General features: G+C 62.8%; 12 protein-coding genes. All 12 read right to left on the bottom strand.

Annotation, left to right across the window (positions count from 1 at the left end; all coding sequences use genetic code 11):
* Nucleotides 1-63: 63 nt before the first annotated feature.
* The 12 genes from AC07W7_RS11770 to AC07W7_RS11715 all read right to left on the bottom strand — a co-directional run bounded on the left by AC07W7_RS11770 (nt 64) and on the right by AC07W7_RS11715 (nt 14,112).
* Nucleotides 64-1,341: a flavohemoglobin expression-modulating QEGLA motif protein gene (locus AC07W7_RS11770; protein ID WP_076962135.1), complete on the bottom strand. Its 1,278-nt coding sequence runs from the start codon at nt 1,339-1,341 to the stop codon at nt 64-66.
* A 21-nt stretch (nt 1,342-1,362) separates the two neighbouring features.
* The gene (locus AC07W7_RS11765) at nt 1,363-1,911 is read right to left on the bottom strand and encodes a hypothetical protein (protein WP_076962134.1); all 549 of its coding nucleotides are present in this window, start codon (nt 1,909-1,911) and stop codon (nt 1,363-1,365) included.
* Nucleotides 1,912-1,970: 59 nt separating this feature from the next.
* Nucleotides 1,971-2,687: a TetR/AcrR family transcriptional regulator gene (locus tag AC07W7_RS11760; protein ID WP_169865343.1), complete on the bottom strand. Its 717-nt coding sequence runs from the start codon at nt 2,685-2,687 to the stop codon at nt 1,971-1,973.
* A 108-nt stretch (nt 2,688-2,795) separates the two neighbouring features.
* Nucleotides 2,796-4,295: a lysine--tRNA ligase gene (gene lysS / locus AC07W7_RS11755; protein ID WP_076962133.1), complete on the bottom strand. Its 1,500-nt coding sequence runs from the start codon at nt 4,293-4,295 to the stop codon at nt 2,796-2,798.
* A gap of 83 nt (nt 4,296-4,378) precedes the next feature.
* Nucleotides 4,379-5,474 (bottom strand): peptide chain release factor 2 gene (gene prfB / locus AC07W7_RS11750; protein WP_099168202.1). Its coding sequence is split into 2 segments (ribosomal slippage): nt 4,379-5,401 and nt 5,403-5,474, totalling 1,095 coding nucleotides; the frame shifts between segments, so codons are not numbered across the junction.
* A 177-nt stretch (nt 5,475-5,651) separates the two neighbouring features.
* A complete protein-coding gene (locus AC07W7_RS11745) occupies nt 5,652-6,653 on the bottom strand; it encodes a diguanylate cyclase (protein WP_169865341.1) in 1,002 nt (333 codons plus the stop codon).
* A gap of 51 nt (nt 6,654-6,704) precedes the next feature.
* Entirely contained in the window at nt 6,705-7,715 is a 1,011-nt protein-coding gene (locus AC07W7_RS11740; RefSeq protein WP_076962131.1) for a chemotaxis response regulator protein-glutamate methylesterase, read from the bottom strand.
* Nucleotides 7,712-10,009 carry a hybrid sensor histidine kinase/response regulator gene (locus AC07W7_RS11735; RefSeq protein ID WP_169900276.1) on the bottom strand — a complete coding sequence of 766 codons (2,298 nt, stop codon included), beginning with the start codon at nt 10,007-10,009 and terminating at the stop codon, nt 7,712-7,714. Before AC07W7_RS11735 ends, AC07W7_RS11740 begins: the two co-directional genes overlap by 4 nt.
* Nucleotides 10,006-10,704 carry a chemotaxis protein CheW gene (locus tag AC07W7_RS11730; protein ID WP_076962129.1) on the bottom strand — a complete coding sequence of 233 codons (699 nt, stop codon included), beginning with the start codon at nt 10,702-10,704 and terminating at the stop codon, nt 10,006-10,008. The genes AC07W7_RS11735 and AC07W7_RS11730 overlap by 4 nt, the downstream gene beginning before the upstream one ends.
* A complete protein-coding gene (locus AC07W7_RS11725; protein WP_495039355.1) occupies nt 10,701-11,969 on the bottom strand; it encodes a CheR family methyltransferase in 1,269 nt (422 codons plus the stop codon). The genes AC07W7_RS11730 and AC07W7_RS11725 overlap by 4 nt, the downstream gene beginning before the upstream one ends.
* A complete protein-coding gene (locus tag AC07W7_RS11720; protein ID WP_076962127.1) occupies nt 11,969-12,490 on the bottom strand; it encodes a chemotaxis protein CheW in 522 nt (173 codons plus the stop codon). The genes AC07W7_RS11725 and AC07W7_RS11720 overlap by 1 nt, the downstream gene beginning before the upstream one ends.
* Nucleotides 12,490-14,112 (bottom strand): methyl-accepting chemotaxis protein, encoded by a 1,623-nt coding sequence (locus tag AC07W7_RS11715; RefSeq protein ID WP_099168198.1) that lies wholly within the window; start codon nt 14,110-14,112, stop codon nt 12,490-12,492. Before AC07W7_RS11715 ends, AC07W7_RS11720 begins: the two co-directional genes overlap by 1 nt.
* Nucleotides 14,113-14,178: the final 66 nt, after the last annotated feature.

Below are 14,178 nucleotides of genomic sequence, written 5' to 3'. Positions count from 1 at the left end.
AAACCGCTATCGCGAGCAAGCCCGCTCCCACATTTTGGATTAGGTTCCTTCAGGGACATTGCCTTAAAGGATATTGGAGTAATCCGCCTCGATCCGGTCCAGGCTCAGGTGGTTGAGGAAGTTGGAGAAGCACATCCACGCCGACAACGCATTCATATCGCGGAACTGCTCCGGCAGGTATTTGGGCGGCACCACCAGGCCTTCGTCCACCAACTGGCGCAAGGTGCGCATGTCTTCCAGGGTGGTCTTGCCGCAGAACAGCAGCGGCACCTGCTCCAGCTTGCCCTTGCGCACGGCCAGCTGGATGTAGTTGTAGACCATGATAAAGCCCTTGAGGTACGACAGATCCTTGGTAAACGGCAGCCCCGTCGGCGTCGAGCCACGGAACACCCGGCTGGCGTTGCCGTAGCTCTCGGCCATTTCAAAGCCTTGCTCGCGGAAGAACTCGAACACCTGCAGGAAATCGGCACCCTCTTCCACCATGTGGATCGCGCGGGTGCGGTTGGTCAGCTTGCGCAGGCGGCTGGGGTAGGAGGCAAAGGTGATGATTTCCATCAGGATCGCCAGGCCTTCCTGGGTCACGGTCGATGACGGCGGCCCCTTGGACAGGAAGGTGCAGATCGGCTGGTTCTGGCCATTGAGGGTAGTGCCCACGTGGACCAGCCCTTCGTGGACCTCCAGGGCCCGCACATCGCGCTCGTTGAACATCGCATCGGCGCGGATCTTGATGTAGTCGGCGCCCGCCGCCGCGTCGGCGACGATGCCGTCGGACTCAAACACGCGGATGGTTTCCTCGGCCTCGCCAAACACCTTGTTCAAGCGGCTTTGCAGCAGGCTCACGGCGTCCTTGGCGGTCAGGGTCTTGGCTTCGTCCTTGAGGTCGCCACGGCCGTCGATATTGTTCAGGTAATCGGAGAGCATCAGCCCCAGGTCGGCCAGGGTCGGGTCGCCGGCATGGAACGCATCCGACGCCGCGCCATAAAGCTCCTGGGAAATCAGGCCGAAATCCTCGGTGCCACGGGCTTCAAGCATGCGCACCACCATGCGGTATTCCTTGCACATGCGCCGCATGATCTGCCCGACCGGGTTGAACTGGCCCAACTGGCGGGTGATATCGCGCTCGATGTTCTGGAACTCCAGCTTCACCTTGCTCGAATCGAACGACAATGGCCGGTTCAGGTAATAGTCGCGGTCCACGGCCGGCATGTGCTTGCCCTTGCCCTGGAGGAAGCCCTTGCGAATGTTGTCGTCCCACTTCACGGCGTCGAGGACGCGAATCGGTGTTTGCGCCAGCACAATGCGATCGGACAAGGTGCGTATCGTCTGCTGGTAATCGTCCACCCGGTGCTCCCTCTTTAAACGTTATTTGCCAACGCGCTGATAGCGCACGGCTTCGACAAACACATCGGCGTTGGCCGGATCATCCAGGTAAGGCAGGACCTGGCTCATGGGGCTGTCGATCAATGTTGCGTCACCTTCGGCGGTTTCCACGCGGCTGCCCAGCAGGATTTTCTGCGCGATGACCTGGTTGATCGCCTCAGGGTCGAGGTTGTAGACCACCAGTTCACGGGCTTTATTCAATTCAAAGCCCGCGAGGATAAAGTGCCCGCCCAGCTTGCCCGGCAGCGGCGCCGACAGGTACCAGCGGTTGCCATGGCGGGACACGCTGAACAGATACTCATCGCGCTTGACCGGCTGGCTCTGCGAGGTGCTCACCGCCTTGTAGCGATGCTGGCCCGCCCGGCTGATCTGCAGGTCGAGCGGCTCACCCCAGGCATTCGTGCTGGCCCACTTGCCCAGCAGCGCATCAGGTGCAGCCTCGCTGGCCGGCAAGGGCTCCTTGAAAGTCACCAGGCACCCGCCCAGAAGCAGGAAGGCCATTGCGGTTACAAGCACACGCCAGGTTTTCATCGATCACTCCACAGCTCTTTGGGGGGGGCCTGGCTCCTACACAAGCCAGCTTCCCACTACTAGACCGAAGCCAGTACCAGGTGCATGTAACGCTTGAGAATCTCCAGCATTTCTTCGCCAGTCAGGGCCTCTGGCTCGAACAGCAGGCCCTGATATTCCATCCGACTGATAATCGCCGTCAAGACTTTGGCATCCTGTTGCGGCTCACGGGAGCCCAGTACCTGGAAAAACTGGCAGGTCCCCTGCAGCAGAATCTGTTGGTGAGAGCGCACCAGGTCTGCCAGGCGCGGGTTCAACAAGGCTTCCTGGCGAAACGCCTGTTCGGCCATCAGGTACTCGCGACGGCTGAGCAATTGGCGCAGGACGTAATCGGCGGTCAACCGCGCGATATCATCGGCCAGTTGCGAGCGCGACTCGGCACTGCCATCACCGTAGGCCACCATCTCCCGCAACAGGCCCTCGTTGCGTACCCACAATTTACCCATGAACGCCGCACTGCGCTCGACATACTGGGCAAACGTGTCGGTCAGCAGGTCATCGATATCCTTGAAGTAGTATGTGGTGGCCGACAACGGCACCCCGGCCTCGGCGGCCACCGCCCGATGGCGCACCGCCCGCACGCCATCGCGCACGACAATGCGCATGGCCGCGTCGAGAATGTCCTGGCGACGCTGCTCGCTGCCCTGGCGAATGGCCTTGCGACCCTGGTACTGAACACTTTCAGCCACGGCGGCAGCAATGCCAGCGGCGCCTTCTTGAGCCATTTCGCGCTTCACGAAAAATCGTCCTCTCACTCAGCAGAAGCCTGGCGCCGTATGCTTGACGTTAGTACAGGCCATACAAAAAAGCCGCCTTATAAAAGGCGGCTTGATGATTTGCTACGGTTACGCTTGCGGTCGCATGTGCGGGAACAAGATGACATCGCGGATCGACGGTGAGTTGGTCAACAACATCACCAGGCGGTCGATACCGATCCCTTCGCCGGCCGTTGGCGGCATGCCGTATTCCAGGGCGCGCACGAAGTCGGCGTCGTAGTGCATGGCTTCGTCGTCACCGGCGTCCTTGTCGGCCACCTGGGCCATGAAGCGCTCGGCCTGGTCTTGCGCGTCGTTAAGCTCGGAGTAGGCGTTGGCGATTTCGCGGCCACCGATAAACAGCTCGAAACGGTCGGTGACGTTCGGGTTGTCGTCGTTGCGACGGGCCAGCGGCGACACTTCAAACGGGTACTGGGTAATGAAGTGCGGCTGTTCCAGCTTGTGCTCCACCAGTTCCTCGAAAATCATCACCTGCAGCTTGCCCAGGCCTTCAAAGCCCAGGACCTTGGCCCCGGCCTTCTTGGCGATGGCGCGCGCCTTGTCGATGTCGTTCAGGTCGTCAGCGCTCAGCTCAGGGTTGTACTTGAGGATCGAATCGAACACCGACAGGCGCACGAACGGTTCGCCGAAGTGGAACACCTTGTCGCCGTACGGCACGTCGGTAGTTCCGAGAACAAGCTGCGCCAGCTCGCGGAACAGTTCTTCGGTCAGGTCCATGTTGTCTTCGTAGTCGGCGTAGGCCTGGTAGAACTCCAACATGGTGAATTCCGGGTTGTGCCGGGTCGAGACACCCTCGTTACGGAAGTTGCGGTTGATCTCGAACACCTTCTCAAAGCCACCGACCACCAGGCGCTTGAGGTACAGCTCCGGCGCAATACGCAGGAACATTTCCATGTCCAGGGCATTGTGGTGGGTTTCAAACGGCTTGGCGGCCGCGCCGCCCGGGATGGTCTGCAACATCGGCGTCTCGACTTCAAGGAAGTCACGCGCCATCAGGAAGCTGCGGATGTGCGCGATCACTTGCGAGCGCACGCGGAACGTCTGGCGCACTTCTTCGTTGACGATCAGGTCGACGTAGCGCTGGCGATAACGCTGCTCGGTGTCGGTCAGGCCGTGGTGCTTGTCCGGCAGCGGGCGCAGCGACTTGGTCAGCAGGCGCACGTTGGTCATTTCGACGTACAGGTCGCCCTTGCCGGAACGGGCCAGGGTGCCTTCGGCGGCAATGATGTCGCCCATGTCCCAGGTTTTCACCGCGGCCAGGGTTTCTTCCGAGAGGGTCTTGCGGTTGACGTAGACCTGGATACGCCCGGTCATGTCCTGGATCACCATGAACGAGCCACGGTTGAGCATGATGCGACCTGCCACCTTGACCGGGATCGCCGCTTCGGCCAGCTCTTCCTTGGTCTTGTCCGCGTATTGCTTCTGCAAGACATCGCAGTAGTTGTCGCGGCGGAAGTCGTTAGGGAAGGCGTTACCCTTGGCGCGCTCGGCAGCAAGCTTTTCCTTGCGCAGGGCGATCAGGGAGTTTTCTTCCTGTTGCAGGGCCTGGTCGAGTTGTTGGTCGCTCATGTCTTTAAATTTTCCATCACAGGTTCGTTGCCCCCAGGCCTTCGGCCTGGGGATCGCGGGCAAGCCCGCTCCCACAGAGGGTGTTACAGGCCGGACTTCAGGCTGGCTTCCAGGTATTCGTCGATATCGCCGTCGAGTACCTTGTCGCAGTCGCTGCGTTCGATGTTAGTGCGCAGATCCTTGATCCGCGAGGCATCGAGCACATACGAACGGATCTGGTGCCCCCAGCCGATATCCGACTTGGTGTCTTCCAGCGCCTGGGACGCGGCGTTGCGTTTCTGCATTTCCTGCTCGTACAACTTGGCCCGCAGCATTTTCATGGCGGTGTCCTTGTTGGCGTGCTGGGAACGTTCGTTCTGGCAACTGACCACGGTGTTGCTCGGTACGTGGGTGATCCGTACGGCCGAGTCGGTGGTGTTTACGTGCTGGCCACCGGCACCGGAGGAGCGGTAGGTGTCGATGCGCAGGTCGGCCGGGTTGATCTCGATTTCCACCTTGTCGTCGATCTCGGGGGAGACGAAAACGGCAGAGAACGAGGTGTGGCGACGGTTGCCGGAGTCGAACGGGCTCTTGCGCACCAGGCGGTGCACGCCGATCTCGGTACGCAGCCAGCCAAAGGCGTATTCGCCCTTGATATGCACGGTCGCGCCCTTGATACCGGCGACTTCACCGGCGGACAGTTCCATGATGGTCGCTTCAAAGCCGCGCTTGTCGGCCCAGCGCAGGTACATGCGCAGCAGGATGTTGGCCCAGTCCTGGGCTTCGGTGCCGCCGGAACCGGCCTGGATATCCAGGTAGGCGTTGTTCGGGTCCATTTCGTGGCTGAACATGCGGCGGAATTCGAGTTTGGCGAGGTTGTCCTCGAGACGGGCCAGCTCGGCGACGATATCGCCCACTGCGCCTTCGTCGTTTTCTTCGACGGCCATGTCCAGCAGGTCGCGGCAGTCGCCCAGACCGGTGTTCAATTCGTCGAGGGTGTCGACGATCTGCGCCAGCGCAGCGCGCTCACGCCCCAGTTCCTGGGCGTATTCAGGTTTGTTCCAGACAGCCGGATCTTCAAGCTCGCGATTGACTTCGGTCAGACGCTCATGCTTTTGATCGTAGTCAAAGATACCCCCGAATAGTTTCGGAGCGCTCGGACAGGTCCTTGATGGTGTTAAGGATCGGGTTGATTTCCATGGCGGGCAGCACTCGTTGGCGAACTTTTGAAAGCCGGCGAGTATAACGGCAAAAGGTCGGAAACGGCAGTCCGCTTGGCCGAAAAGGCTGGGTTTGTGTGATATCTACAGTCCGATAAAGATCAAATGTAGGAGCTGGCTTGCCTGCTCCCACATTGGGCTGGCGGTGTTCTGCAAGCTATTCGATCCCCACCTGGTTACGCCCATTATGCTTGGCCAGGTACAACCCCTTGTCCGCCGCCGAGATCAATTGCCGGCAATCGGTCCCCAGCAGCGGCGTCATGGTCGCCAGGCCAATGCTGATGGTCAGGCTCGCCCCTTCAGACGGCGCGATATGCGGGATTTTCAGCGCGGCGACGGCCTGGCGCAGTTTCTCGGCCACCAGCCGCGCACCGCCAGGCGAGGTGTTGGGCAGCACCAGGGCAAACTCCTCGCCCCCGTAGCGCGCCGGCAGGTCCGAAGGACGGCTGCTGGCGTCACGGATGCTCGCCGCCACCTTGCGCAACGCCTCGTCCCCTTCCAAGTGGCCAAAGCTGTCGTTGTAGGTCTTGAAAAAGTCCACGTCGATCATCAGCAACGACAACTGGGTCTGGTCACGCATGGCACGCCGCCATTCCAGCTCCAGGTACTCGTCGAAATGCCGGCGGTTGGACAGCCCGGTCAAGCCGTCGGAGTTCATCAAGCGTTGCAGCACCAGGTTGGTGTCCAGCAGTTGTTGCTGGCTGACCCGCAGCGCACGGTAGGCCGCATCCCGCTGCAACAGGGTCATGTAGGAGCGCGAGTGGTAGCGGATACGCGCCACCAGTTCGATGTTGTCCGGCAGTTTCACCAGGTAGTCATTGGCCCCGGCGGCAAACGCGGCGCTCTTGATCAGCGGGTCTTCCTTGGTCGAGAGCACGATGATCGGGATGTTCTGGGTCGCCGGGTGGTTGCGGTATTCCCGCACCAGGGTCAGGCCGTCCAGCCCGGGCATGACCAGGTCCTGGAGAATCACTGTCGGCTTGATGCGGATCGCCTGGGAGATGGCCTGGTGGGGGTCGGCACAGAAGTGGAAGTCGATATTGTCCTCATGGGCCAGACCGCGTCGCACGGCTTCGCCGATCATCGCCTGGTCATCGACCAGTAACACCATGGCGGCATTTTCGTCGGTTTTGAAGTCGTCGAGCTGTAAATCATTCATTTGCGGTCACCTGAATTACTACGTGCAGGCCAGGACAGCGAGTTATCTCGGTCATTTTGCGAATACCTCCAGCAATCGTGGCGCAATTCTGTCCAATGGGCGAATCTCAACAGCGGCATCAATTGCCGCCGCCGCTTTGGGCATGCCGTAAACTGCACAGCTCTGCTGATCCTGAGCGATGGTCAGATAGCCCTGCTGACGCATCAATTTGAGTCCCTGGGCTCCATCGCGTCCCATGCCGGTCAGCAAGACGCCGACAGCATCGCCGTTCCAATGGCTGGCGACGCTCTCGAAAAACACGTCGATGGACGGTCGATAAATCTCGTTCACGGGCTCTGCCGTATAGGCCAGCGTGCCGTTTTTCAGCAGCCGGATATGATGATTGGTGCCGGCCAGCAATACCACGCCGCTTTGCGGCGGCTCCCCCTCGCGCGCCAGGCGCACCGGCAGGCCCGAGGCGCTGCTCAGCCACTCGGCCATGCCGGCGGCAAACACCTGGTCCACATGCTGGACCAGCACAATGGCTGCCGCAAAGTCCCGAGGCAAGCCCTTGAGCAAGGTTTCCAGCGCCGCCGGGCCACCCGCCGAAGAACCGATCGCCACCAGGCTCTGGCGCTTGCCCGTACTGCGCGGGGGGACCGGTTCGGCCCGAACCCGGCTGCCGCGCTGGCCGATCAGCCAGCCAATATTGAGGATCTTGCGCAACAGCGGTGCCGCCGCCTCCTTGGCATCGCCAACCCCCAGTGCCGGGGTGTCCACCACATCCAGGGCGCCATGGCCCATGGCTTCAAACACGCGGCTGACATTCTGCTGGCGATCCACCGTCACGATAACGATAGCGCATGGCGTCTCGGCCATGATCTGCCGGGTGGCCTCGACGCCATCCATCACCGGCATGATCAGGTCCATCAGGATCAGGTCCGGGGTCACCTCGGCACAGCGCTGCACCGCTTCCAGGCCATTGGTGGCGACCCACACCACTTCATGGGCCGGCTCGAAGCTCAAGGCACGGCGCAAGGCCTCGACTGCCAGGGGCATGTCATTGACGATGGCGATCCTCATGCCCGGGCGCCTCCAATCAGTTCCACCACCGCATCGAGCAGGGCGTCGTCATGGAAGCTGGCCTTGGCCAGGTAATAGTCGGCGCCGGCATCCAGGCCACGCCGCCGGTCTTCTTCACGATCCTTGTAGGACACCACCATCACCGGCAGCGATTGCAGGCGAGTGTCACGGCGCAAAAGTGTGACCAATTCAATACCGTCCATGCGAGGCATATCAATGTCAGTAATCAGCAGGTCGAAGTCTTCGGAACGCAGAGCATTCCAGCCATCCATGCCATCGACGGCGACCGCCACGTCATATCCACGGTTAAGTAATAGCTTGCGCTGCAATTCGCGCACGGTCAGCGAGTCATCCACCACCAGAATGCGCTTGCGCGCGGCCTCGACGGTTTGCAGGGCGCGGCGGGCAATGCGCTCCAGGCGTCCGGTGTTGAGCAGCTTGTCCACCGAGCGCAGCATGTCCTCGACATCGACGATCAATACCACCGAACCGTCATCGAGCAGCGCACCGGCAGAGATGTCCTGCACCTTGCCCAGGCGATCATCCAAGGGCAGCACCACCAGGGTGCGCTCGCCGATAAAGCGCTCCACGGCAATCCCGTACACCGCATCGCGCTCGCGGATCACCACGACCTTGAGGGTGTCCTGGTTGCTTTGCCCGGGCGGGCGCTGCAACAACTGGCTGGCCGCGACCAGGCCGACATGCCGGCCCTCGTGCCAGAAATGCTGGCGGCCTTCCAGTTGCACGATTTCGTCGGGTTCCAGGTCGCACATGCGCTCGATATGGGCCAGGGGGAAGGCGTAGGCTTCTTCGCCGACCTCCACCACCAGGCTGCGCACCACCGACAGGGTCAGCGGCACTTCCAGATGGAAGCGGCTGCCCTGCCCCGCCGTCTGCTCCAGCAGCACCGCGCCGCGCAATTGGCGGACCATATGTTGCACGGCATCCAGGCCGACCCCGCGCCCGGAGACCTCGGTCACCTTGTCGCGCAGGCTGAAGCCCGGCAGGAACAGGAACGTCAGCAACTCCTCTTCACTCAGGCGCTGAGCGGTTTCCAGCGGCGACAGATTGCGCTCGACAATACTGCCGCGCAGGCGCGCCAGGTCCACGCCGTTGCCATCATCACTCAACTCCAGCACCAACAGGCCCGCCTGGTGCGAGGCGCGCAAGCGGATCAGGCCCTCGGCCGGCTTGCCCGCCAGCAGGCGCTGCTCAGGCATCTCGATGCCGTGATCGACGGCATTGCGCAACAAATGGGTCAGCGGCGCTTCAAGCTTTTCCAGCACATCGCGGTCGACCTGGGTCTTCTCGCCTTCGATTTCCAGGCGTACCTGCTTGCCCAGGCTGCGGCCCAGGTCACGCACCATGCGCACCTGGCCCGCCAGTACATCGGCAAACGGGCGCATACGGCACGCCAGCGCGGTGTCATACAACACCTGGGCCCGTTGCCCGGCCTGCCAGCCAAACTCGTCGAGCTCGGCGGTCTTTTCCGCCAGCAGCAGTTGCGCTTCGCTCAACAGGCGGCGGGCATCGGCCAGGGCTTCCTGGGCTTCGAGGTTCAGGTCGACGGTCTTGAGCTGGCCATCGAGGTTATCCAGGGCCCGGGCGCTGTTGCTTTGGAGGCGCTTGAGGCGTTGCAGGCTGGACAGGTACGGCTTGAGGCGCTGGGTTTCCACCAGGGACTTGCTGGACAGGTCCAGCAGGCTGTTCAAGCGCTCGGCCGTGACCCGCAACACGCGCTCGCCGCCTTCGGTCATGCGTTTGTTCTGGCGCGGCGCATCACTGCTGATGGGCGGCGCGGTCTCCGGTTCCGGGGGCAATAACAGTGATTCTTCAAGGGACGCCAGTGGCTCCGGGAGCGACGCCGGCACGGGCGGCGGTGCAACCACCTTGGCCATGGGTTGCGACGGATCCAGCAAGCGCTCCATCAGCGCCACATAGGCCTCGATATCGGCCGGGCCCACGCTGTTGCCCGGCGTGGCGATGCGCATCAGCAGGTCGGTGCCCTGCAACAACGCGTCGATATGTTCGGGTTGCAGAAACAGCCGGCTTTCCTGGGCGCTGACCAGGCAGTCTTCCATCACGTGGGCCACGCTGACGCCGGCATCGACCCCGACAATCCGCGCCGCGCCCTTGAGCGAATGCGCCGCGCGCATGCAGGCTTCAAGCTGGTCGGCCTGGGTCGGGTTGCGCTCCAGGGCCAGCAAACCGGCACTGAGCACCTGGGTCTGGGCATCGGCTTCCAGGCTGAACAGTTCCAGCAGCGAGGCGTCGCGCATCTGGTCGGGGGTCATGTGAGGCTCCGGGTCACGGCAGACAGCAGTTGCGTCTCGTCCAACCAGCGCAGGCTGCGGCCCTTGAACGGCAACACGCCCTGGGTGTAGCGCGCACTGGCCTGGGTGCCGGACGCAGACGCCGCTTTGAGGGTGCGCTCATCAATGGCATGGATGCCATCCACTTCATCCACCGGCACCACCACCGGGCCGTCCTGCGCAGCGATGATCAGCATGCGCGGCATGATCCGCCCGCCGCTGGGGCCGCCGCCCGTGCTGTCGAGCCCGAGCAGTTCCACCAGGGACAGGCAGGCCACCAGCGCGCCGCGCACATTGGCGACCCCGAGCAGCGCCCGCGAACGCTGGTGGGGCAAGGAATGAATCGGCTGCAGGGGCGCCACTTCCACCAGGCACCGGGTGGCGATGCCCAGCCACTCCTCGCCCAGGCGGAACATCAGCAGTGAACGGGTGACCACCTCGTCGTCGGCCTGCGCGGCGGCCGCGGGATGTCGGTCTTCCTGCTGCAAGGCGTAGCGATCCAGCAGGCGGGTGGCGGCCGCCGAATACACCGCGCAATTGCGGCAGTGGATATGCTCGACCAGCAACGGGCAGGTTTTATCGCCGTGGATCCCGATGCGGTTCCAGCAATCGTCGATGGCCTGGGTATCGGCGACCGTCAGGTCCAGGTCGGTGTCCGGGGATGGGGAGCTACTCATCGTTTAGGCTCACTGTCAGCGGCTCGCTCGCTACGGGCGGCACGGGCTTGCAAGCGCCGCGCCCCCGCCGTATCGCCCTGAGACTCCAGCAGCGCAGCCAGGTGCATCAAGGCCTGCGGATGCTGGGGCTCCAGGTACAAGGCTTTTCGATAATACCCCTGGGCCTCCAGGGCGCTACCCGCCACATCGCTGAGCAGGCCCAGCCAGTAGAACACCTGGGCCGCCGGTGGATGGTTTTGCAGGTAGCGCTCGCAGGCCGCCCGGGCTTCCAGGCTCTTGCCCTCATTGGCCAGGGTCGCGATCTGCCCGAGCAGATCGGCGGCATCCGACTGCAGCGGCGGCGCCTTGAGTACCACCGCCGGCACGCTGCCCCCACTGAACGGCCGGGGCCGGGCCGGGATCGGCGCCGTACTGCGCTGGGGCAGCGGCACCGGCATGGGCGTAAAGACCGGCGCGGGCGGCGCGGCTTCAGCGTGGCGGCTGAAGGCAAACGACTGCGGCACCCCAATTGAACGCATGCCCAGGCGCCCCAGCAAGCTGCCTTCGGCCGGGCCGATAAACAGCACGCCATCGACATGGGTCAGGCCCTTGAGCACTTCAAATACCTGCTTCTGGGTTGGCTGGTCGAAGTAGATCAGCAGGTTGCGGCAAAACACAAAGTCATAGGTCGGCTCATTGGCCAGCAACTGCGGGTCCAGCAGGTTGCCCACTTGCAGGCGCACTTGCTCGCGCACCCGGTCGGCGACGCGATAGCCGTCGCTCTCGGCAGTGAAATACCGTTCACGGAACTCGATGTCCTGGCCACGAAAGGAGTTCTTGCCATACACCCCACGCCGCGCCCGCTCCACCGACAGCGGGCTGACGTCCATGCCCTGCACCTTGAACTGGTGGGGCGAAAGGCCCGCATCGAGCAGGGCCATGGCAATGGAGTAGGGTTCCTCGCCGGTGGAGCACGGCAGGCTGAGGATGCGCAAGGCGCGCATCTGCTTGATCTCGCCCAGCCGCGTCACCGCCAGCCGCGCCAGGGTGGCAAAGGATTCGGGATAGCGAAAGAACCAGGTCTCGGGAACGATGACCGCTTCGATCAGCGCCTGCTGTTCCTCGTTGCAGGTTTGCAGGCGCTGCCAGTACTGATCGGCATTCAGCCCCTGCAACGCCTGGCTGCGCTGGCGCACGGCGCGCTCGATAATCGCTTCGCCCACCGAAGCGACGTCCAGGCCGATGCGTTCCTTGAGAAAGTCGAAGAAGCGTTGGTCATTGCTCATCAAGCCTCCCCAGCGCTCAGGTCGGTGGCAAACAGCAAGGCGCGGACCTCGGCAGTGAGCAGGTCGGCGACGCCGATCCACTGCATCAGCCCCCGTTCGTCTTCGCGCACCGGCCCCAAATAAGGCGCCTGGCGATTGTCCAGGCCGTAAGGCTGGAAGTCGGCCGGGTCGCAACGCAGGGTGTCGGTGGCCTGTTCGAGGATCAGCCCCAGCCAGCGCGGCGCCTGCCAGGCTTGGGGACGGTAGTTGACCAGCACCAGCCGCGTACTGGTGCGGGCCTGGGCCGGGGTCCCAAACGTCAGGGCGCTGAGGTCGATCACCGGCACCATGTAGCCGCGATGGGCAAAGATCCCGGCGACCCACGCCGGCGCATGGGCGATGGGCTTGAGCGGCAGGCGCGGTAGCACCTCAGCCACTTCCGTGGCCTTGAGGGCGTAGCGCTCGCTGCCGATATGAAACACCAGGAACAAGGCTTTTTTGGCGGCCGTCACCGCGTCGCGTTTCGCCGCTGGATCACTCATCAGACTTTAAAACGCGACACGCCGCTGCGCAGACCCACCGCAACCTGGCTCAGTTCATCAATGGCAAAGCTGGCCTGGCGCAGGGACTCCACGGTCTGGCTACTGGCATCGCCCAACTGCACCAGCGCATGGTTGATCTGTTCGGCACCGGTGGCCTGGGCCTGCATGCCCTCGTTGACCATCAGCACACGCGGCGCCAAGGCTTGTACCTGGTGAATGATCTGCGACAGCTGCTCGCCGACCTGCTGCACCTCAAACATGCCGCGACGCACTTCTTCGGAGAACTTGTCCATACCCATCACGCCCGCCGAGACCGCCGACTGGATCTCGCGCACCATCTGCTCGATATCGTAGGTGGCCACGGCAGTCTGGTCGGCCAGGCGCCGCACTTCGGTGGCGACCACGGCAAAGCCGCGCCCGTATTCACCGGCCTTCTCGGCCTCGATGGCGGCGTTGAGGGACAGCAGGTTGGTCTGGTCGGCCACCTTGACGATGGTCACCACCACCTGGTTGATGTTGCCGGCCTTCTCGTTGAGGATCGCCAGCTTGGCGTTGACCAGGTCGGCGGCGCCCATCACCGAGTGCATGGTTTCTTCCATGCGGGCCAGGCCTTGCTGGCCGGAACCGGCGGCCACCGAGGCCTGGTCGGCGGCGGTGGACACTTCGGTCATGGTGCGCACCAGGTCCTTGGACGTGGCGGCGATTTCCCGCGAGGTGGCGCCGATTTCGGTGGTGGTGGCGGCGGTTTCAGTGGCCGTGGCCTGTTGCTGCTTGGAGGTGGCGGCAATCTCGGTCACCGAGGTGGTGACCTGTACCGACGAACGCTGGGCCTGGGATACCAGGGCGGTCAGCTCGGTCATCATGTCGTTGAAGCCGGTTTCGACGGCGCCGAACTCGTCCTTGCGTTCCAGGTTCAGGCGCTTGCTCAGATCGCCGGTGCGCATGGTGTCGAGGATATCGACGATGCGTTTCATCGGCGCCATGATCGCGCGCATCAGCAGCAACCCGCACAGGCCGGCGGCAAGGATCGCCAGGAGCAGCGACACGCCCATGCTGATTTTGGCGGCATCCACGGCTTCATCGATGGCGGCGGTGGCGCTGTCCGCGACTTTTTTGTTCGCGTTGATGATGTCATTGAGCTTCATGCGCCCTGCGGTCCAGGCCGGGGTCAGTTGCTCGTCGAACAGCTTGACCGCCTCGGCTTCCTTGTTGGCTGCATGCAGCTCCAGGACCTGGACCAACACCTGGTTGTACTTTTGGTGCAGGGCCTCGAAGGTGTCGAACTCGTTACGATCCTGGTCGAGATTGATCGTCTTGGCGTAACTGGCCATATGCTGGTCCAGCCGCGCCTCGAACGTTTTGTAATCCTGGCGGTCAGCGTCGGAAATGCCCTGATGCTCGCGCAAACCGATCAGCTCCTGGGTTTGCAGGTAGCTGTCGACCCAGGCGCTGCGGATCATCGAGCTGAAAAACACCCCTGGCACGGCGTCGTCGCGCACCGAGTTCTCGCTCGATTCGATTTTCAGCAACCGTGAATACGAGACCACGACCATCAACAGCATGATGGCGATAATGACCGCAAAGCTCGCCAAGATGCGTTGGCGCAAGGTCCAGTTTTTCACAGTACTTCCTCGAAGGCCGATCAAATGCCCGGGAGTATAGCTGAGGCAGTGCCATCATTTATCAAT

This window comes from Pseudomonas sp. GW821-FHT01D09 (assembly GCF_059422465.1).
This window is presented reverse-complemented; position numbering and strand designations above follow the sequence as displayed.

Coding starts and splice junctions, on each gene's coding strand:
- lysS (WP_076962133.1), bottom strand. CDS start 4,295: ATGAGCGACCAACAACTCGACCAGGCCCTGCAACAGGAAGAAAACTCC.
- AC07W7_RS11765 (WP_076962134.1), bottom strand. CDS start 1,911: ATGAAAACCTGGCGTGTGCTTGTAACCGCAATGGCCTTCCTGCTTCTG.
- AC07W7_RS11730 (WP_076962129.1), bottom strand. CDS start 10,704: ATGAGTAGCTCCCCATCCCCGGACACCGACCTGGACCTGACGGTCGCC.
- AC07W7_RS11735 (WP_169900276.1), bottom strand. CDS start 10,009: ATGACCCCCGACCAGATGCGCGACGCCTCGCTGCTGGAACTGTTCAGC.
- AC07W7_RS11720 (WP_076962127.1), bottom strand. CDS start 12,490: ATGAGTGATCCAGCGGCGAAACGCGACGCGGTGACGGCCGCCAAAAAA.
- AC07W7_RS11740 (WP_076962131.1), bottom strand. CDS start 7,715: ATGAGGATCGCCATCGTCAATGACATGCCCCTGGCAGTCGAGGCCTTG.
- AC07W7_RS11725 (WP_495039355.1), bottom strand. CDS start 11,969: ATGAGCAATGACCAACGCTTCTTCGACTTTCTCAAGGAACGCATCGGC.
- AC07W7_RS11745 (WP_169865341.1), bottom strand. CDS start 6,653: ATGAATGATTTACAGCTCGACGACTTCAAAACCGACGAAAATGCCGCC.